Consider the following 17,671-nt stretch of genomic DNA (forward strand, 5'->3'; position numbering starts at 1 on the left):
ATGACCGCCATCGAATCCCCGCGCACCCCGGCCCGACCCGCGCCGCGGAAGGGCGTCAACCTCGAGAAGTGGGGCTGGATCTGGATGCGCGCCTCGGGCGTCCTGCTCGTCGTGCTCATCTTCGGCCACCTCTACGTGAACCTCATCGACGGCGAGGGCGTGAAGGCCATCGACTTCGGCTTCGTGGCCGGCAAGTGGGCGAGCCCCTTCTGGCAGGTCTGGGACCTCCTGATCCTCTGGCTGGCGCTGATCCACGGCGCCAACGGCATGCGCACCATCGTGAACGACTACACGGGCCCCGGGGCGGTGCAGAAGGTGCTGAAGGGCGCGCTGCTGCTGTCGACCGTCGTGCTGCTCGTGCTCGGCACGCTCGTGATCTTCACCTTCGACCCGTGCCCCGCCGGCTCGCCGGCTGAGCTCCTCCCCTCGTTCTGCCCCGCCGCATAGGAGACACGTGATCAGCGAGAACCACGTCGAGACGACGGTCGTCGACGGCGTCCACCACCACCAGTACGACATCGTCATCGTCGGCGCGGGCGGTGCCGGCATGCGCGCGGCGATCGAGGCCGGCCCGGGCGCGCGGACCGCCGTCATCTCGAAGCTCTACCCCACACGTTCCCACACGGGTGCGGCGCAGGGCGGCATGGCCGCCGCGCTGGCGAACGTCGAGGAGGACAGCTGGGAGTGGCACACCTTCGACACCGTCAAGGGCGGCGACTACCTCGTCGACCAGGATGCGGCGGAGATCCTCGCGAAGGAGGCCATCGACGCGGTCATCGACCTCGAGAACATGGGTCTGCCCTTCAACCGCACGCCCGACGGCCGGATCGACCAGCGCCGATTCGGCGGGCACACGCGCGACCACGGCAAGGCGCCGGTGCGCCGGGCGTGCTACGCGGCCGACCGCACCGGCCACATGATCCTGCAGACGCTGTTCCAGAACTGCGTGAAGCTGGGCATCGAGTTCTACAACGAGTTCTACGCGCTCGACCTGGTGATGACCGAGGTCGACGGCGTGCCGCAGCCTTCCGGCATCGTCGCGTACGAGTTGGCCACCGGCGAGCTGCACGTCTTCCAGGCCAAGGCCATCATCTTCGCCACCGGCGGCTTCGGGAAGATCTACAAGACCACGTCGAACGCGCACACGCTCACGGGCGACGGCGTCGGCATCATCTGGCGCAAGGGCCTGCCGCTGGAGGACATGGAGTTCTTCCAGTTCCACCCGACCGGGCTCGCCGGGCTCGGCATCCTCCTCACCGAGGGTGCGCGCGGCGAGGGCGCCATCCTGCGCAACGCCTCGGGCGAGCGGTTCATGGAGCGCTACGCCCCCACCATCAAGGACCTGGCCCCGCGCGACATCGTCGCCCGGTGCATGGTCCAGGAGGTCGCCGAGGGCCGCGGCGCCGGCCCGCACAAGGACTACGTGCTGCTCGACTGCACGCACCTCGGCGCCGAGGTCCTCGAGACCAAGCTCCCCGACATCACCGAGTTCGCGCGCACCTACCTCGGCGTCGACCCGGTGTACGAGCCCGTGCCGGTGATGCCGACCGCCCACTACGCGATGGGCGGCATCCCGACCAATGTCAACGCCGAGGTGCTGCGCGACAACACCACGGTCGTGCCCGGCCTCTACGCCGCCGGTGAGTGCGCCTGCGTCTCGGTGCACGGTTCGAACCGCCTCGGCACGAACTCGCTGCTCGACATCAACGTGTTCGGCAAGCGAGCCGGCCGCAACGCAGTCGAGTACGTCAACTCCGGCGTCGACTTCACGCCGCTGCCGGCCGACCCCGCGGGCGACGTGCGTCGCATGCTCGAGATGCTCCGCGACTCCGCCGGCACCGAGCGGATCGCCGCGATCCGCAAGGAGCTGCAGGACGAGATGGACAAGGGCGCGCAGGTGTTCCGCACGGCCGAGTCGCTCGCGCACGTGGCATCCGTCATCGCGGGCCTGCGGGACCGATACCGCAACATCGCCGTGCAAGACAAGGGCAAGCGGTTCAACACCGACCTGCTCGAGGCGGTCGAGCTCGGGTTCCTGCTCGACCTGGCCGAGGTCGTAGTCGAGTCCGCCGCGAACCGCGAGGAGAGCCGCGGCGGCCACATGCGCGACGACTTCCCCGACCGCGACGACGCCAAGTTCATGCAGCACACGATGGCCTACCTGTCGGGCGACCCGCAGTCGTCGATCGCGTCCGACCACATCCGGCTCGACTGGAAGCCGGTCACGATCACCCGATACCAGCCCATGGAGAGGAAGTACTGACGTGACGACCGCCACCCTCGAGACGTCGTCGACCGCGACGGCGGATGCCGCCACGCAGTCGTTCACGGTCACGTTCCTGATCCGCCGCTTCGACCCCGATGTCGACACCGAGCCGCGATGGCAGGACTTCGACGTCGAGATGTACGCGACCGACCGCGTGCTCGACGCGCTGCACAAGATCAAGTGGGAGCAGGACGGCTCGCTGACGTTCCGCCGCTCCTGCGCGCACGGCATCTGCGGCTCCGACGCGATGCGCATCAACGGCCGCAACCGCCTGGCCTGCAAGACGCTCATCAAGGACCTCGACATCTCGAAGCCGATCTACGTCGAGGCGATCAAGGGCCTGCCGCTCGAGAAGGACCTCGTCGTCGACATGGAGCCGTTCTTCGCGAGCTACCGCGAGGTCCAGCCGTTCCTCCAGGCGAGCACCGCGCCCGAGCCCGGCAAGGAGCGCGTGCAGGATGTCGCGTCGCGCGCTCGCTTCGACGACACGACCAAGTGCATCCTGTGCGCCGCGTGCACCTCGTCGTGCCCCGTGTTCTGGACCGACGGGCAGTACTTCGGCCCCGCCGCCATCGTGAACGCGCACCGCTTCATCTTCGACTCGCGCGACGATGCGGCCAAGGTGCGCCTCGACATCCTCAACGACAAGGAGGGCGTCTGGCGCTGCCGCACGACCTTCAACTGCACCGACGCATGCCCCCGCGGCATCGAGGTCACCAAGGCGATCGCCGAGGTCAAGCAGGCGATCCTGCGCGGCACGCCGTAGGCCCGCCCGTCTTCCGCGGAGGGGTCGGCGCCTGGTGCCGACCCCTCCGCCGTTGTGGTGACGACATGCGGATGCGGGCCCTTCGCCCCGTCGGTGTCGGCGCCTCCGCTCGCTAGGGTGAGCGTGTGAGCGAACGCGATCGGGGGCGCGGGAACGGAACGCCCGACGGTGCGCCGCGCGCGCCCGCCGCCGGAGGGTCGCCCGAGGCATCCGACGGCGAATCGACGGACCGGCCGCGGGAGACCGCCGCCGATGTCGCCGCAAGCATGCGCGAGCGCTTCGACGAGCCGATCGCGAAGGTGACCGAGCTGACCTACCGCACCATGGAATTCTTCCCGATCCGGGTCTGGCGCCACTTCCTCTCCCGGAACGGGTTCCTCCTGACGGCGGGCATGAGCTACCAGTCGTTGTTCGCCGTGTTCGCCGCGGTGTACGTGGCCTTCGCGGTGGCGGGGATCTGGCTGACGTCCAACCAGGAGACCCTGGAGGCGCTCATCACGCTCATCAACACGTATGCGCCGGGGCTCGTCGGGCCGAACGGCATCATCTCCACCGAGGAGCTCAACGAGGTCGCGACGACGAGCACGAGCCTGTTCGGCCTGACCGGTGCGGTCGCCCTCGCCGGCCTGATCTGGACGGCGACGGACTGGATCACCTACACCCGGCTGGCGGTCCGAAGCACGTTCGGCCTCCCGCGCGACGACCGGTCCTACGTGCTGCTGAAGACCCGGGACTTCCTCGCCGCGCTCGCGTTCGGCGTGGTGCTGCTGATCGCCGCGGCGCTGTCGATCGTCGCCACGACCCTGTTCGAGACCATGCTGGGCTGGTTCGGCGTCTCGGGCAACTCCGGTTCCGCCATCGCGTCCGACACGATCCGGGCGGGCTCGATCGCGGTGGTGTTCGTGATCGACACGCTGGCGCTCGCGGTGCTGTTCCGGTTCCTCTCCGGCGCCGCCGTGCCGTGGCGGCGGATGTGGGTCGGATCGCTGCTCGGTTCCGCCGCGCTGTCGGTGCTCCAGCTGCTCGGAGGCACCCTCGTGGGGCTGGCCACGCAGAATCCCCTCCTCGCGACGTTCACCGTCTTCATCGGCCTCCTGCTCTGGTTCCGGATCGCCAGCATCATCATCCTGGTCGCCGCGGCGTGGGTCGCGGTCGAGACCGAGGATGCCGCGGAGACCCTGCGGCTCGTGACCGACGCACAGCGCCAGGCGGAGGCGTCGCTCGCGCGCCGCCGGGCCGACACCTCGGAACGCCGGAGCGACGTGCGGGCCGCGGCCGATGCCCTCGAGAACAGCCCGTGGTACCAGCGCTACCAATCCCAGCGGCGGGTCGCTCGGGCGAAGGCCGCGCTCGCTGACGCCGAGCTGGCGGAGGCCGACGCGGAGCGCGACCTCGAGCGGGCCAATGCCGCCGCGGGGCAGCGCCCGCCGGGAACACGGCGTCCGCCGCGGCGGAACGCCGGCGGTCCGAGTACCTGACCGACCGGCGGGCGAGGTCGGAGGGCTCGCCTAGGATCGAAGGCATGCCCTCGACCTCCCCGCTCCGCGTCGCCACTGCCAACGTGAACGGGATCCGAGCGGCGTTCCGGCGCGGCATGGGCGACTGGCTCGCCTCGCGCGACGTCGACATCCTCGCCATGCAGGAGGTGCGAGCGTCGACCGACGACGTGGCGGCGCTGCTCGGCGACGAGTGGAGCATCGTGCACGACCCGGCCACCGCCAAGGGCCGGGCGGGCGTGGCGATCGCGAGCCGAGCGGGCGCGCACATCCACCGGGTCGAACTCGGCACCGACGACCACGACACCGCCGGTCGCTGGCTCGAGGCCGACTACGAGGTCGGCGACCGCATCGTCACCGTCGTGAGCTGCTACGTGCCCTCGGGCGAGGCCGACTCGCCCAAGCAGGATGAGAAGTACCGGTTCCTCGATGCCATGAGCGAGCGGATGGCGGAGCTCGCCGACCACGAACTGGCCGTGGTGGTGGGCGACCTCAACGTCGGCCACCGCACGCTCGACATCAAGAACTGGAAGGGCAACGTCAAGCGCGCCGGGTTCCTGCCCGAGGAGCGCGCGTACTTCGACCGCTTCATGGGCGCCGAGGGCGACGAGCGGTACAACGCCGGCGCCGGGTTCGGCTGGGTCGACGTGGGCCGTCGCGTCGCGGGCGACGTGCCCGGCCCGTACACGTGGTGGTCGTGGCGCGGCAAGGCGTTCGACAACGACAGCGGGTGGCGCATCGACTACCAGCTCGCCACGCCGAAGCTCGCCGACGCCGTGGCCTCGTACGTGGTCGATCGCGCCGACGCCTACGACCGGCGATGGTCCGATCACGCTCCCGTCGTCGTCGACTACGCCATCTGACCCCCCAAGGACACGAAACCGCATGAACTCCGCACGCCCCGTCGTCTTCTCCGGCATGCAGCCGTCGGGCGACTCGCTCCATCTCGGCAACTACCTCGGCGCCCTCGTGAACTGGGTCGCCCTGCAGGAGGACCACGACCCGATCTACTGCGTCGTCGACCTGCACGCCATCACCGTGCCGCAAGACCCCGCGGCCTTGCGCGATGCCACGCGCCGCACCGCCGCGCAGTACCTGGCGGCCGGCGTCGACCCCGAACGGTCCACGCTGTTCGTGCAGTCGCACGTACTGGCGCACACCGAGCTCGCCTGGGTGCTCGGCACGCTCACGGGCTTCGGCGAGGCGAGCCGCATGACGCAGTTCAAGGACAAGTCGGCCCGCTACGGCGCCGAGGCCACCACGGTCGGCCTCTTCACCTACCCCGTGCTCATGGCCTCCGACATCCTGCTCTACGGCACGCAGCTCGTGCCGGTCGGCGACGACCAGCGGCAGCACCTCGAACTCACCCGCGACCTCGCCGGCCGCTTCAACTCGCGCTTCGGCGACACCTTCGTCGTGCCTGATGCGCTCATCCCGAAGGAGTCCGCCCGCATCTACGACCTGCAGGATCCGACGGCGAAGATGTCGAAGTCGGCGTCGAGCCCGAACGGGCTGGTCAACCTGATGGACGATCCGAAGGTCATCGCGAAGAAGATCCGGAGCGCCGTGACCGACACCGAGCGCGAGATCCGCTACGACCTGCAGGCGAAGCCCGGCATCGCGAACCTCCTCGACATCTACGCGACGGTCTCCGGGCGCACGATCCCCGAGCTCGAAGCCGAGTACGACGGTCGCGGCTACGGAGACCTGAAGAAGGATCTCGCCGAGGCGGTGGTCGAGCGCGTCGCACCCATCCGCGAGCGCACGCTCGAGCTGATGGAGGACCCGGCCGAGCTCGACCGGCTGCTCGCGATCGGCGCCGACAAGGCGTCCGAGCGTGCCGAGCGCACGCTCGCGACCGTGTACGAGCGCGTCGGATTCCTGCGCCGCCGGTGAACGGCGAGGTCGCGGGGCCCCCGACCCGCGGGGCGTCCGATGATCGCGCCATCGTGCTGTTCGATCTCGACGACACGCTCATGGCGCATCGCGAGGCGGTGGCCGCCGGCATCGTGCTGCACCTGCGGGAGCGCGGCTACGACGCCGAGATCGCGGCGGCGCAGCGGCTGTGGCACGAGCTCGAGGAGCTTCACTACCACTCGTACCTCGCGGGCGAGCTGACGTTCGAGGAGCAGCGGCGGGCGCGCGCCGCCGACTTCGCACTCGCGCACGGCGAGGTGCTCGACGACGACGCGGCCGGCGCGTGGTTCGCCCGCTACTTCGAGCGGTACCGCGAGTCGTGGTCGCTGCACGACGATGTCGAGCCGGCGCTCGATGCGCTCGAGACCACCCTGCCCGGTGTGCGGTTCGGCATCATCACGAACGGCGAGGAGGAGTTCCAGCTCGCCAAGCTGGTCCGGCTCGGGCTCGAGGTCGGCCATCCGGGCCGGATCGAGCACCTGATCGCCTCGGCGTCCGAGGGCGTGATCAAGCCCGATGCGCGCATCTTCGAGGCCGCGGTCTCGCGGTTCGCCTCGGGTGCGCCGGTGTCGCGCGCGGCGTACGTGGGCGACCGGCTCCGCACCGACGCGATCGGGGCGGCTCGCGCCGGCCTCGTCGGCGTCTGGCTCAACCGAACAGGCGAGCGACCGGCCGAGGCCGAGGCCGCCGACGCCGCGGCGGCCGGTGTGCTCCAGATCCGCACGCTCGCCGAGCTGCCCGCCCTGCTCGCGGAGCGGCTGGGCCCGGTGGTCGAGTAGCGCGGCGGAGCCCGCACGCGGATCGAGACGCGCTGTGCGCGGGTTTCGATCCGCTCGGGCCCGCGACCGGTGCTCCTCGACCACCGGAGTGGAACTAGCTGACGTCGTCGTCGACCCAGTCGAGCGTCTTCGTGACGGCCTTCCTCCAGTTGCGGAGCAGCCGGCCCTGCTCGCCCGCGTCCATGGCGGGCTCCCAGCGGCGGTCCTCCTGCCAGTTCTTCGCGAGGTCGTCGAGGTCGGCCCAGAACCCGACGGCGAGGCCGGCCGCGTACGCGGCGCCGAGCGCGGTCGTCTCGGCGACGACCGGTCGGACGACCGGAACGCCGAGGATGTCGGCCTGGAACTGCAGCAGCGTGTCGTTGGCCGTCGCCCCGCCGTCGACGCGCAGTTCCGTGAGGTCGATCCCCGCGTCGGCGTTCACGGCGTCCACGACATCCCGGGTCTGGAACGCGATGGCCTCGAGCGCCGCCCGCGCGATGTGCCCCTTGTGCACGTAGCGGGTCAGGCCGACGAGCGCGCCGCGCGCGTCGGGACGCCAGTAGGGCGCGAACAGTCCGGAGAAGGCGGGCACGAAGTACGCGCCGCCGTTGTCGTCGACGGTCTTGGCGAGCTCCTCGACCTCGGCGGCCGAGGAGATGAGGCCGACGTTGTCGCGCAGCCACTGGATCAGCGACCCGGTGACCGCGATCGAGCCCTCGAGCGCGTAGTGCACGGGCTGGTCGCCGAGCTTGTAGCCGACGGTGGTGAGCAGGCCGTTCTTCGAGTGGACGATCTCCTCGCCCGTGTTGAAGATGAGGAAGTTGCCGGTGCCGTAGGTGTTCTTCGCCTCGCCGGCGGCGAAGGCCGCCTGGCCGAACGTCGCCGCCTGCTGGTCGCCGAGGATGCCCGCGATGGGCGTCTCACGGAGCAGGCTCGAGGGCTCGACCGTGCCGTACACCTCGGAGGAGGAGCGGATCTCGGGCATCATCGAGCGCGGCACGCCGAAGATGCCGAGGATCTCGTCGCTCCACTGGAGCGTCTCGAGGTCCATGAACAGCGTGCGGCTCGCGTTCGTGACATCCGTCGCGTGCACGCCGCCCTCGGTGCCGCCCGTGAGGTTCCACAGCACCCACGTGTCGGTCGTGCCGAAGAGCAGGTCGCCGGCCTCCGCCTTCTCACGTGCGCCGGGCACGTTCTCGAGGATCCAGACGATCTTGGTGCCCGAGAAGTAGGTCGCCAGCGGCAGCCCCACGGTGTGCTTGAAGCGCTCGACGCCGCCATCGGCGGCGAGGCGGTCGACGATCGGCTGCGTGCGCGTGTCCTGCCACACGATCGCGTTGTAGACCGGCTCGCCGGTGTTCTTGTCCCACACGACCGCGGTCTCGCGCTGGTTCGTGATGCCCACGGCAGCGATGTCGTGCCGGGTGAGGTCGGCCTTGCCGAGCGCCTGCCCGATGACCTCGCGCGTGTTGCGCCAGATCTCCATCGGGTCGTGCTCGACCCAGCCGGCCCTGGGGAAGATCTGCTCGTGCTCGAGCTGCCCGGTCGAGACGATCGAGCCCTTCTTGTCGAAGATGATCGCGCGCGACGAGGTGGTGCCCTGGTCGATCGCGAGGATGTGGTCAGCCATCTGAGAACTCCGTTGCTTCAGTGATTGGGTGAGGGGATGTCGGGGATCGGGCCGGATGCCGCGGCGTCAGCCGAGCAGCGGCAGCAGCGGGATCGCGGCCCAGCCGGCGAGCACGCCGCCGATGATCGGGCCGACGACGGGCACCCACGAGTAGGACCAGTCGCTGCCGCCCTTGCCCGTGATCGGGAGGATGGCGTGCGCGATCCGGGGGCCGAGGTCGCGGGCCGGGTTGATCGCGTATCCGGTCGGGCCACCGAGCGAGGCGCCGATGCCGACCACGAGGAGGGCGACGGGGAGGGCGCCGAGCGCCGCGAGGCCGGAGGCGTCGCCCTGTCGGCCGAAGCCGATGACGACGAAGACCAGCACGAACGTGCCGATGATCTCGGTGACGAGGTTCCAGCCGTACGAGCGGATGGCGGGACCGGTCGAGAACACGCCGAGCTTGGTGGCGGGCTCGGGTTCGGCGTCGAAGTGCTGCTTGTAGGCGAGCCAGGCGACGATCGCGCCGAGGAAGGCGCCGAGCAGCTGGGCCGAGATGTAGGTGAGCACCGAGACCGCGTCGACCGGCACGCCCTGCCCGAACTCGGTCGCGCCGTTGGCCACCAGTCCCAGCGTGACGGCGGGGTTGAGGTGCGCGCCGGAGGCGTACGCGACGATCACGCCGGCGAAGACCGCGAGGCCCCAGCCGAAGTTCACCATCAGGAAGCCACCGCCGTGGCCCTTGTTCTTCGCGAGCGCGACGTTGGCGACGACGCCGCAGCCGAGCAGCACGAGCATGGCCGTGCCGACGAGTTCCGAGAGGAACACGACACCGAGATTGTCCACATTGACCTTCTTTCGTTGAAGCGGGGATGCCGCATCCGCGCGGCCCCGATGAAACGTACCCGCGGAATCGGCCGGAAAGCGGCGGTCCGCGGTGCACGTCTGTGCAAGTTGGCAGCGGGTTACTCGACCAGCGCCGTCGCCCCGAGCACGACGCCGTGGCGGTCGGCGAGCACGCGCCGCGTCGCCTCGATCTCGGCGCGGCGGGTCGCGGCATCCCACCCGAGCTCGTCGCCGACGACCTCCGCGAGCTCATCGAGCAGCAGGGGCGTGAGCGCGCCGGTGAACGCGAGGCTCGTGCGACGGAGCACCAGGTCGGGGAGGTGCACGACGCGCTCGTTCCGGGCCAGCCACTCGATCTCCTCGCGGCTGTAGCCGTCGTGCCCGGCGAGCGGCGTCTCGGGTCCGCCCTCCACCTCGCGGACCAGCGCCTCGGCTCGGGTGCCGTACCGATCGAGCAGCGCCTCGGCGCGGGCCCGCCCGACCCCGTCGCCGTGTCCGGCGATCCACACGAGCCGCGCGTCATCCGTCGTCGGGTATCCGGCGCCGCCGCCGATCGCCAGGCCCTTCGTGGAGCGCACGCGCGGGCGGCCGAGGAGTTCGAGGACCTCGTCGGCGAGGTGCTCGGCGAGCGCGCGGAACGTGGTCCACTTGCCCCCGACGAGGCTCAGCAGCGTCGTGCCCGGGCGCTGCGCGACATCCGCTCGCTCGATGCGGTAGTCGCGGCTCACGAAGCCCGGCTGGGTGTCGTCGTGGCGCGGCAGCGGCCGCACGCCCGAGAAGCGGTAGACGATCTGCGTGCGGTCGACGCGGATGCCCGGGAAGACGTGCGCGACGAGGTCGAAGAAGTAGTCGACCTCCTCCTCGGTGCACACCGCGGGCTCGCGCATGTCGTGCTCGAGGTCGGTCGTGCCGACCATCACGCGTCCCTTGAGCGGGTAGATGAGCACGATGCGGCCGTCCTCGTGCTCGAAGAAGATCTCGCGGCCGCCGGTCGCCTCGAGCAGCTCGGGGTGGTCGAGCACGATGTGGGAGCCCTTGGTGCCGCCCATGAAGCGGGTCTCCCGGCCGAGCTGCCCGTTGGTCAGGTCGGTCCACGGGCCGGAGGTGTTGACGACGACGTCGGCGGCGAGGTCGAACTCGTCACCCGTGACCGCATCGCGAACCCGCACGCCGTGCGCACCGAACCCGACCGCCTCGAGGTGGTTCGCCGCGCGGGCGTGCGGGCCGGCCGCGAGCCCGTCGAACAGCACGTCGAGGGCGAGCCGCTCGGGATCGTGCATGCTCGCGTCGTAGTACGTCGCGGTGTACTTCAGGTCGGGATTCAGCGCGGGCAGTTCCTGGAGCGAACGCGTGCGGCCGAGGAACCGATGGCGCGGCACGCTGCCGCCGTCCCGCGAGAATGCGTCGTAGATCGTGAGGCCGGCCTTGATGAGGGCCGCGCCGCGCTCGGTGGGCGCGCCCTGCCGGTGCGTCAGGAACCGCAGGGGCGCGGAGAGGACGCCCGAGAAGGTCGAGAAGATCGGCACGGTCGTGCGCAGCGGCTTGACGTAGTGCGGCGCGATCCTGAGCAGGCCGTTGCGCTCCTGCACCGACTCCTGCACGAGACGGAACTCGCCGTTCTCGAGGTAGCGGATGCCGCCGTGGATCATGTGGCTCGACGCCGACGAGGCACCCGAGACGAAGTCGTCGCGCTCGACGAGCACGACGTCGACGCCCTGCAGGGCGAGGTCGCGGAACGTGGCGATCCCGTTGATGCCACCCCCGATGATCACGACCTCGGCGGTGGGTCGGGCGCGCAGCGCCGACACCTCGGCACGCGCGCGAGGCCGGCGGTTCGGGTGGGTCGTCGTCGACGTGGTGGGCGACATCGCTGTCCTTTCGAGCTTCGATCACGCCGGCTTGCGGAGGCGGGCCGGCTGTGGATGAATACATCGTGGGCATGAGCGCACATGCTTGCAAGCCGATTGAACATATGTGCAGAGGAGTCGACGATGACGGTGACGGATGCCGCGGGGCCGGCGCTCGACGGCGAGCTGCCCTCGGGCAAGACCCGCGACGCGCTGCGAGCGGCGCACCTCTACTACCTGCAGGACCTCACGATGGACGCCATCGCGAAGGAGCTGCACACCTCGCGTTCCTCGGTGTCGCGCCTGCTGAGCCACGCGCGCGCGACCGGGCTCGTCGAGATCTCGATCCACTCGCCGCTCGACCTGCCGAGCCGTCTGGAGCAGGAGATCCTGGAACGCCACGAGGTCTCGGGGCACGTCGTGCCCGTTCCCGACCACGCGAGCGACGTCGATCGGCTCGAGCGGGTCGCGCTCTCGGCTGCACGGATTCTCAGCCGCTTCATCGACTCGAACCAGACCATCGGCGTCGCGTGGGGCTCGACCATGAGCGCGATGAGCCGGCACCTGGCACCCAAGGCGACGCACAACTCCGAGATCGTGCAGCTCAACGGCGCCGGCAACCTGCGCACGACCGGCATCCTGTACGCGTCGGAGCTGCTGCGCCGGTTCGGCGACGCCTTCGGCGCGCGCGTGCAGCAGTTCCCCGTGCCCGCGTTCTTCGACGACCCCGCCACCAAGCAGGCGTTCTGGCGCGAGCGCAGCACGAGGCGGCTGCTCGACCTGCAGGCGGCGATGGATGTCGCGATCTTCGGCATCGGCTCGCCGTTCGCCGAGGTGCCGAGCCACGTGTACCAGGGCGGCTACCTCGAGCGGGCGGACTACGAGGCGCTCTCCCGCGACGGCGTCGTGGGCGACGTCGCGACCGTCTTCTACCGGGCGGACGGCTCGACCGACGGCATCGCGATGAACGCCCGCGGCACGGGGCCCGACTTCGCGACGCTGCGGCGGGCACCTCGACGCATCTGCGTGGTCTCGGGGCGGGCGAAGCTGCCGGGCCTGACCGGGGCGCTCGCGGCGGGACTGGTCACCGACCTGATCGTCGACGAGGGCACGGCGCGCGGCCTCGTCGATGCGGCGTGACGCGATCGTGACCCCGGCGCCGGGCGGCGCGAGGTAGCGTGACGGTCGGATGACCGACCTGCTCCGCCCGACCGCACCGGACCCCGCGCCGGCGTCCCCTCCTGCGCCGGCACCGGCGCCGCCCCGCCTCGGCACGGGCCCGATCGCGGTGATCGCGGTCGTCATCGGAATCCTCGTGGCCGGGATCGGGCACCACGTCCTCGCGGCCGAGCTGCACCGGCAGCTCTGGCCGGCCTGGGTCGCGGCCGACGCGCGGCACGACGGCGCGTCCGCGGCGCACGACGAGGCGGTCGCGAGCGGGACGTCGGCGGTCGCCGGCACCGAGGCGCTCGAGGCGGTGCTCACGCCCGACCTCGTGCGCGAGGAGGACCGCATCGCGCTGGCGGGAGCGCTCGAGGGGCTCCGGGCGGCGCTCGAGCCGGGCACGGCCACGGGCGCGGGCGCGGCGCCGCTCGGCATCGTCGACCTCGCGGCGCCCGACGCCGTCGTGCCCGCGTGGGAGCGCTACGCCGACCTGTGGGAGATCTCCGAGCTCGTGCCGGAACGCATCGCGGCCGCCGTCTCGAGCGAGGCGGCGACCGACGCCGTCGAGGACGCCCGCGACGAGGTCGACGCGGCCACCGCGACCCTCATCGACGGCGCCCGCGAGGTCGCGCGGGCCGAGCTCGCCGCGAACCCGTCGGCGACGTTCGACACCCGGCAGGCGCTGCAGCAGCTCGTCGACGGCACGGGCACGACCGGCGTGCCGACCACGGGCGCCGGCGGGTTCACCGCGCTCGCGACCGCGGTCGCCGACGTGCGGGCCTCGCACGCCGCCGAGGTCGCACGTGCGGCCGAGCACCCGGTCCGGGCCGAGATCGAGGCGTTCGCCCGGTCGATCGCGAACGGCGTCGCCCTCGACTTCGCATGGGCCTACGAGGTCGCCGGCGTGACGAGCGACGCCTGGTACGCCGGAACCGCGGAGTTCGGGGTCGACGGCGCGGAGTGGGGCCTCATCACGCTGAGCGAGAGCATCGAGGCGGCGTGGGCGTTCGACCCGAACGCGAAGGCCGTCGTCGTCCACGAGGTGGGGCACACGCAGGTGGTCCGCGAGGCGTGTCGAGGCCTCTTCGCCGAGTCCGGATCCGACCACGAGGCGTGGGCCACGGCGTGGGCGATCGGCATGGGGTACGACCTGCCCGGAGCCGGGATCGAGGCGTACGGTCGGCCGTCCGACGCGCAGATCGCCGTCGCGGCCCAGTGCCGCTGACGGCGGGAATACGTCCGACCGTTCGGCGTTGACCTAGAATCGAACACGAAACGTGCTCCGGGGTCGGTGCAAGTCCGAACCGGCGGTGAAAGTCCGCGAGCCGGGAGCGCGTGGCCGTCCGGTCGCGCGCGAGCGGTTGAACCGGTGGAACTCCGGTACCGACGGTGAAAGTCCGGATGGGAGGCGGCACGTGTCGGCGACGCCGTGGGCGTCGTCGGCGTTTCCGGCGCTGCCGGGAGTCCCGGAGCCTGGAAGGCAGGCGACCGATGTCCACGGCGACGCAGGCGGCGACCGACGCCGCGGTGATGCGCCGGGCGCTCGAGCTGGCCGAGCGCGGCCCGGCTCGAGGCGTGAACCCGCGCGTGGGATGCGTCATCCTCTCCCCCGCCGGCGAGGTGCTCGCCGAGGGCTGGCATCGGGGCGCGGGCACGCCGCACGCCGAGGTCGACGCGCTCTCGACGCTGCCGCCGGGCGCGGCGCGCGGAGCGACGGCGATCGTCACGCTCGAGCCGTGCAACCACGTGGGTCGCACCGGCCCGTGCGCCCACGCCCTCGTCGAGGCCGGCGTCGCACGCGTCGTGTACGCGGTCGACGATCCCGGCGACCACTCGTCCGGCGGCGCTCGCACGCTCCGCGCCGCGGGTGTCGACGTGACCGGCGGAGTGCTCGCCGACGAGGTCGAGGCGTTCCTCGAGGACTGGCTGTTCTCCGCCCGCAACCGGCGTCCGCGCATCACGGTGAAGTGGGCGTCGAGCCTCGACGGCCGTGCGGCGGCGGCGGATGGCACGAGCCGGTGGATCACGGGCGCCGAGGCGCGCGCCGACGTGCACCTGCGCCGCGCGGCATCCGACGCCATCGCGGTGGGCACGGGCACCGTGCTCTCCGACGATCCGGCGCTCACCGCGCGCGACGCCGACGGCGAGCTCTTCGACACGCAGCCGATCCCGGTCGTCTTCGGCCGCCGCGACGTGCCCGCCGGCGCCGCGATCGAACGGCACCCGCACGAGGCGATCCGGATGCAGGGGTCCGACCTCGCGGCCGACCTCGCGGAGCTCCAGCGCCGAGGCATCCGCTCGCTCTTCATCGAGGGCGGCCCGACGCTCGCGAGCGCGTTCCTGAAGGCCGGCTACGCCGACGAGCTGCTCGTCTACCTCGCGCCCGCGCTGATCGGCGGCCCGCGGACCGCGATCGACGACCTCGGCATCGCGTCCATCGCCGACGCGCTCCGCTTCGACTTCACCGACCTGGTGCGACTCGGCGACGACCTGCTCGTCGTCGCGCGGCCGCGCGCCGCCTCGCACGACGACATCCCCACCTCAGGAAGGGCCTGACATGTTCACCGGAATCATCGAGGAGCTCGGCGAGGTCGCGCGCGTCGAGTCGCTCGCCGACGTGCTGCGGCTGACCGTGCGCGGGCCGAAGGTGGTCGAGGGCGTCCGGCACGGCGACTCGATCGCGGTCTCGGGCGTGTGCCTGACCGTGGTCGACTCCGACGCCGCCACCTTCACCGCCGACGTGATGGCGCAGACGCTGCGGATGTCGACGCTCGACGAGGTCGCCGAGGGCCGACCGGTCAACCTGGAGCGCGCGGCGCTCGTGGGCGACCGGCTCGGCGGGCACATCGTGCAGGGGCACGTCGACGGCACCGCCGAGGTGCTCGAGGTGCGTCCGGGCGAGCAGTGGCGCGTCATCCGCTTCTCACTGCCCGACGCGCTCGCGGCGCTCGTGGTCGACAAGGGCTCGATCGCGGTCGACGGCGTCTCGCTCACGGTGTCGGGCCTCGGCGACGAGGCGGATGGCTCGTGGTTCGAGGTGTCGCTCATCCCCGAGACGCTCGCGGCGACGACCCTGGGCCGGCTCGAGCCGGGCGACCGGGTCAACCTCGAGACCGACGTGCTGGCGCGTCACGTGCAGCGGATGCTGCGCCTGGACGCGCACCACTCGTTGCCGTCGTCCGTGGCCGAGCCGATCGGGGGTGCCCGATGAGCCTCGCGACGATCCCCGAGGTGCTCGACGCGCTGCGCGCGGGCAAGCCCGTGATCGTGGCCGACGACGAGGGCCGCGAGAACGAGGGCGACGCGATCATGGCCGCCGAGTTCGCGACCCAGGAGTGGATCGCGTGGATGGTGCGGCACACGAGCGGCTACCTCTGCGCGCCGATGCCGAACGCGATCGCCGACCGGCTGGGCCTGCCGCTCATGGTGGAGCGCAACGAGGACTCGCGCGGCACGGCGTACACCGTGTCGGTGGACGCCGCGGATCGCATCTCGACGGGCATCTCGGCGTCGGATCGCGCGCACACGCTGCGGATCCTCGCCGACCCGGAGGCGACGCCCGAGCAGCTTATCCGCCCCGGCCACATCCTGCCGCTGCGCGCGGTCGAGGGCGGCGTGCGCGAGCGCGCGGGGCACACCGAGGCCGCGGTCGATCTCATGCGCCTGGCGGGGCTCTCGCCCGTCGGCGTCATCGGCGAGCTCGTCGACGACGACGGCGAGATGATGCGCCTTCCCCGCCTGATCACGTTCGCCGAGCGCGAGGGCCTGCCCGTCACGACGGTCGAGGCGCTCATCGCGTGGCTGCACGAGTGGCACGCCGGCCAGGACCTTGGCGCGGGCGAGGCGCCCGAGCCGATCGCGGAGTCGCCGCGCGTGCAGTTCGAGGTCGAGACGAACCTGCCGACGGTGCACGGCACGTTCCGGGTCCGCGCGTACCGCGACCGCAACACGGGCGCCGACCACCTGGCGATCATCGCCGGCGATCCGGCGAACGACCCGGCCGGCGCGATCGCGCGCGTGCACTCCGAGTGCCTGACGGGCGAGGCGATCGGGTCGCTCAAGTGCGAGTGCGGGCCCCAGCTCGACACGGCGCTCGCGACGATCGCCGAGCGGGGCGGCGTGGTCGTGTACCTCCGCGGCCACGAGGGCCGCGGCATCGGGCTCATCAACAAGCTGCGCGCGTACCGGCTGCAGGAGGGCGGGCTCGACACGCTCGACGCGAACCTCGCCCTGGGCCTGCCGATCGACGCGCGCGACTACACGGCCGCCAGCGCCATCCTCGACGACCTCGGCGTCGAGCGCGTGCGCCTGCTCACGAACAACCCCGAGAAGGTGCGCCAGCTCGAGTCGCACGGCATCCGCGTGGCCGACCGCCTGCCGCTCGTCGTGGGCGTCGGCGCAGTGAACGCGGGCTACCTCGAGACCAAGCGCACCCGCATGGGACACGCGATCGACGACGGGCAGCTCACCGAGGCGGCTGCCGACGAACTCCTGAGAGGACACGCATCATGAGCGGAGCCGGATCCCCCGAACTCGACGTCGACGGGCGCGGCCTGCGCGTGGTCATCGTCGCCGGCAGCTGGCACGACGAGATCACGAACGGGCTCATCGCGGGTGCGACCCGCACGCTCGAGTCGGCCGGCGCCTCGTTCGAGCTCGTGCGCGTGCCGGGCAGCTTCGAGCTGCCCGTCGTCTCGAAGGCGACGCTCGAGGCGGGCGCCGACGCGGTCGTGGCGCTCGGCGTCATCATCCGCGGCGGCACGCCCCACTTCGAGTACGTGTCGTCGGCGGCGACCGACGGCCTCACGCGCGTCGCGATCGACACCGGCAAGCCGGTGGGCTTCGGCGTGCTCACCCTCGACGACGAGCAGCAGGGCCTCGACCGCGCCGGCCTGCCGGGCTCGAAGGAGGACAAGGGTCGCGAGGCGGCCGAGGCCGCGATCGCGACGGCGAACCTCCTGCGCGGCCTGCGCGCCTGAGTCGCGGCATCCGACTTTCGATG

General features: G+C 71.6%; 16 protein-coding genes and 1 riboswitch. Of the genes, 13 read left to right on the forward strand and 3 right to left on the reverse strand.

The window, feature by feature from the left end; translation table 11 throughout:
* The 7 genes from ACZ4TW_RS17440 (at position 1) to ACZ4TW_RS17470 (ending at position 7,224) form a co-directional block, all read left to right on the forward strand.
* A complete protein-coding gene (locus ACZ4TW_RS17440; protein WP_465544679.1) occupies positions 1-447 on the forward strand; it encodes a succinate dehydrogenase hydrophobic membrane anchor subunit in 447 nt (148 codons plus the stop codon).
* Positions 448-457: 10 nt separating this feature from the next.
* Positions 458-2,263, forward strand: coding sequence for a succinate dehydrogenase flavoprotein subunit (gene sdhA / locus ACZ4TW_RS17445; protein WP_465544815.1), 1,806 nt, complete (start codon positions 458-460; stop codon positions 2,261-2,263).
* A gap of 1 nt (position 2,264) precedes the next feature.
* Complete coding sequence (locus ACZ4TW_RS17450; protein WP_465544681.1) at positions 2,265-3,032, forward strand: succinate dehydrogenase iron-sulfur subunit; 768 nt, start codon at positions 2,265-2,267, stop codon at positions 3,030-3,032.
* 125 nt (positions 3,033-3,157) lie between these two features.
* Complete coding sequence (locus ACZ4TW_RS17455; protein ID WP_465544683.1) at positions 3,158-4,510, forward strand: YihY/virulence factor BrkB family protein; 1,353 nt, start codon at positions 3,158-3,160, stop codon at positions 4,508-4,510.
* A gap of 44 nt (positions 4,511-4,554) precedes the next feature.
* Complete coding sequence (locus tag ACZ4TW_RS17460) at positions 4,555-5,391, forward strand: exodeoxyribonuclease III (protein WP_465544685.1); 837 nt, start codon at positions 4,555-4,557, stop codon at positions 5,389-5,391.
* A 22-nt stretch (positions 5,392-5,413) separates the two neighbouring features.
* On the forward strand, positions 5,414-6,424 hold the full coding sequence (gene trpS / locus ACZ4TW_RS17465) for a tryptophan--tRNA ligase (protein ID WP_465544687.1): 1,011 nt from the start codon (positions 5,414-5,416) through the stop codon (positions 6,422-6,424).
* 53 nt (positions 6,425-6,477) lie between these two features.
* On the forward strand, positions 6,478-7,224 hold the full coding sequence (locus ACZ4TW_RS17470; RefSeq protein WP_465544689.1) for an HAD family hydrolase: 747 nt from the start codon (positions 6,478-6,480) through the stop codon (positions 7,222-7,224).
* Positions 7,225-7,318: 94 nt separating this feature from the next.
* Here the strand turns inward: ACZ4TW_RS17470 and glpK are convergent, their stop codons facing one another.
* The 3 genes from glpK to ACZ4TW_RS17485 form a co-directional block, all read right to left on the reverse strand.
* A complete protein-coding gene (gene glpK / locus ACZ4TW_RS17475; protein ID WP_465544691.1) occupies positions 7,319-8,833 on the reverse strand; it encodes a glycerol kinase GlpK in 1,515 nt (504 codons plus the stop codon).
* Between the two features lie 66 nt (positions 8,834-8,899).
* Entirely contained in the window at positions 8,900-9,658 is a 759-nt protein-coding gene (locus ACZ4TW_RS17480) for an MIP/aquaporin family protein (RefSeq protein WP_465544693.1), read from the reverse strand.
* 119 nt (positions 9,659-9,777) lie between these two features.
* On the reverse strand, positions 9,778-11,526 hold the full coding sequence (locus ACZ4TW_RS17485; protein WP_465544695.1) for a glycerol-3-phosphate dehydrogenase/oxidase: 1,749 nt from the start codon (positions 11,524-11,526) through the stop codon (positions 9,778-9,780).
* A 123-nt stretch (positions 11,527-11,649) separates the two neighbouring features.
* On the opposite strand from ACZ4TW_RS17485, the gene ACZ4TW_RS17490 reads away from it, so the two are divergent.
* From ACZ4TW_RS17490 to ribH, 6 genes are all read left to right on the forward strand, one after another.
* The gene (locus tag ACZ4TW_RS17490) at positions 11,650-12,645 is read left to right on the forward strand and encodes a sugar-binding transcriptional regulator (RefSeq protein ID WP_465544697.1); all 996 of its coding nucleotides are present in this window, start codon (positions 11,650-11,652) and stop codon (positions 12,643-12,645) included.
* Positions 12,646-12,694: 49 nt separating this feature from the next.
* Complete coding sequence (locus tag ACZ4TW_RS17495) at positions 12,695-13,894, forward strand: hypothetical protein (RefSeq protein WP_465544699.1); 1,200 nt, start codon at positions 12,695-12,697, stop codon at positions 13,892-13,894.
* 48 nt (positions 13,895-13,942) lie between these two features.
* Positions 13,943-14,088: riboswitch (FMN riboswitch) on the forward strand.
* A gap of 72 nt (positions 14,089-14,160) precedes the next feature.
* Positions 14,161-15,225, forward strand: coding sequence for a bifunctional diaminohydroxyphosphoribosylaminopyrimidine deaminase/5-amino-6-(5-phosphoribosylamino)uracil reductase RibD (gene ribD, locus ACZ4TW_RS17500; protein ID WP_465544701.1), 1,065 nt, complete (start codon positions 14,161-14,163; stop codon positions 15,223-15,225).
* A gap of 1 nt (position 15,226) precedes the next feature.
* Complete coding sequence (locus ACZ4TW_RS17505; protein WP_465544703.1) at positions 15,227-15,880, forward strand: riboflavin synthase; 654 nt, start codon at positions 15,227-15,229, stop codon at positions 15,878-15,880.
* Positions 15,877-17,181, forward strand: a complete 1,305-nt coding sequence (ribB, locus tag ACZ4TW_RS17510) for a 3,4-dihydroxy-2-butanone-4-phosphate synthase (protein WP_465544705.1) — start codon at positions 15,877-15,879, stop codon at positions 17,179-17,181. The genes ACZ4TW_RS17505 and ribB overlap by 4 nt, the downstream gene beginning before the upstream one ends.
* Positions 17,178-17,648, forward strand: coding sequence for a 6,7-dimethyl-8-ribityllumazine synthase (gene ribH, locus ACZ4TW_RS17515; RefSeq protein ID WP_465544707.1), 471 nt, complete (start codon positions 17,178-17,180; stop codon positions 17,646-17,648). Before ribB ends, ribH begins: the two co-directional genes overlap by 4 nt.
* Positions 17,649-17,671 lie beyond the last annotated feature (23 nt).

Source organism: Agromyces sp. NPDC029043, assembly GCF_055564615.1.

Bases quoted from the DNA above. Each gene is read 5' to 3' on its own strand.
- ACZ4TW_RS17440 (WP_465544679.1), top strand. From the start codon at position 1: ATGACCGCCATCGAATCCCCGCGCACCCCGGCCCGACCCGCGCCGCGG.
- ACZ4TW_RS17505 (WP_465544703.1), top strand. From the start codon at position 15,227: ATGTTCACCGGAATCATCGAGGAGCTCGGCGAGGTCGCGCGCGTCGAG.
- ACZ4TW_RS17485 (WP_465544695.1), bottom strand. From the start codon at position 11,526: ATGTCGCCCACCACGTCGACGACGACCCACCCGAACCGCCGGCCTCGC.
- ribH (WP_465544707.1), top strand. From the start codon at position 17,178: ATGAGCGGAGCCGGATCCCCCGAACTCGACGTCGACGGGCGCGGCCTG.
- glpK (WP_465544691.1), bottom strand. From the start codon at position 8,833: ATGGCTGACCACATCCTCGCGATCGACCAGGGCACCACCTCGTCGCGC.
- ribD (WP_465544701.1), top strand. From the start codon at position 14,161: ATGTCCACGGCGACGCAGGCGGCGACCGACGCCGCGGTGATGCGCCGG.
- ribB (WP_465544705.1), top strand. From the start codon at position 15,877: ATGAGCCTCGCGACGATCCCCGAGGTGCTCGACGCGCTGCGCGCGGGC.
- trpS (WP_465544687.1), top strand. From the start codon at position 5,414: ATGAACTCCGCACGCCCCGTCGTCTTCTCCGGCATGCAGCCGTCGGGC.
- ACZ4TW_RS17490 (WP_465544697.1), top strand. From the start codon at position 11,650: ATGACGGTGACGGATGCCGCGGGGCCGGCGCTCGACGGCGAGCTGCCC.
- ACZ4TW_RS17495 (WP_465544699.1), top strand. From the start codon at position 12,695: ATGACCGACCTGCTCCGCCCGACCGCACCGGACCCCGCGCCGGCGTCC.
- ACZ4TW_RS17460 (WP_465544685.1), top strand. From the start codon at position 4,555: ATGCCCTCGACCTCCCCGCTCCGCGTCGCCACTGCCAACGTGAACGGG.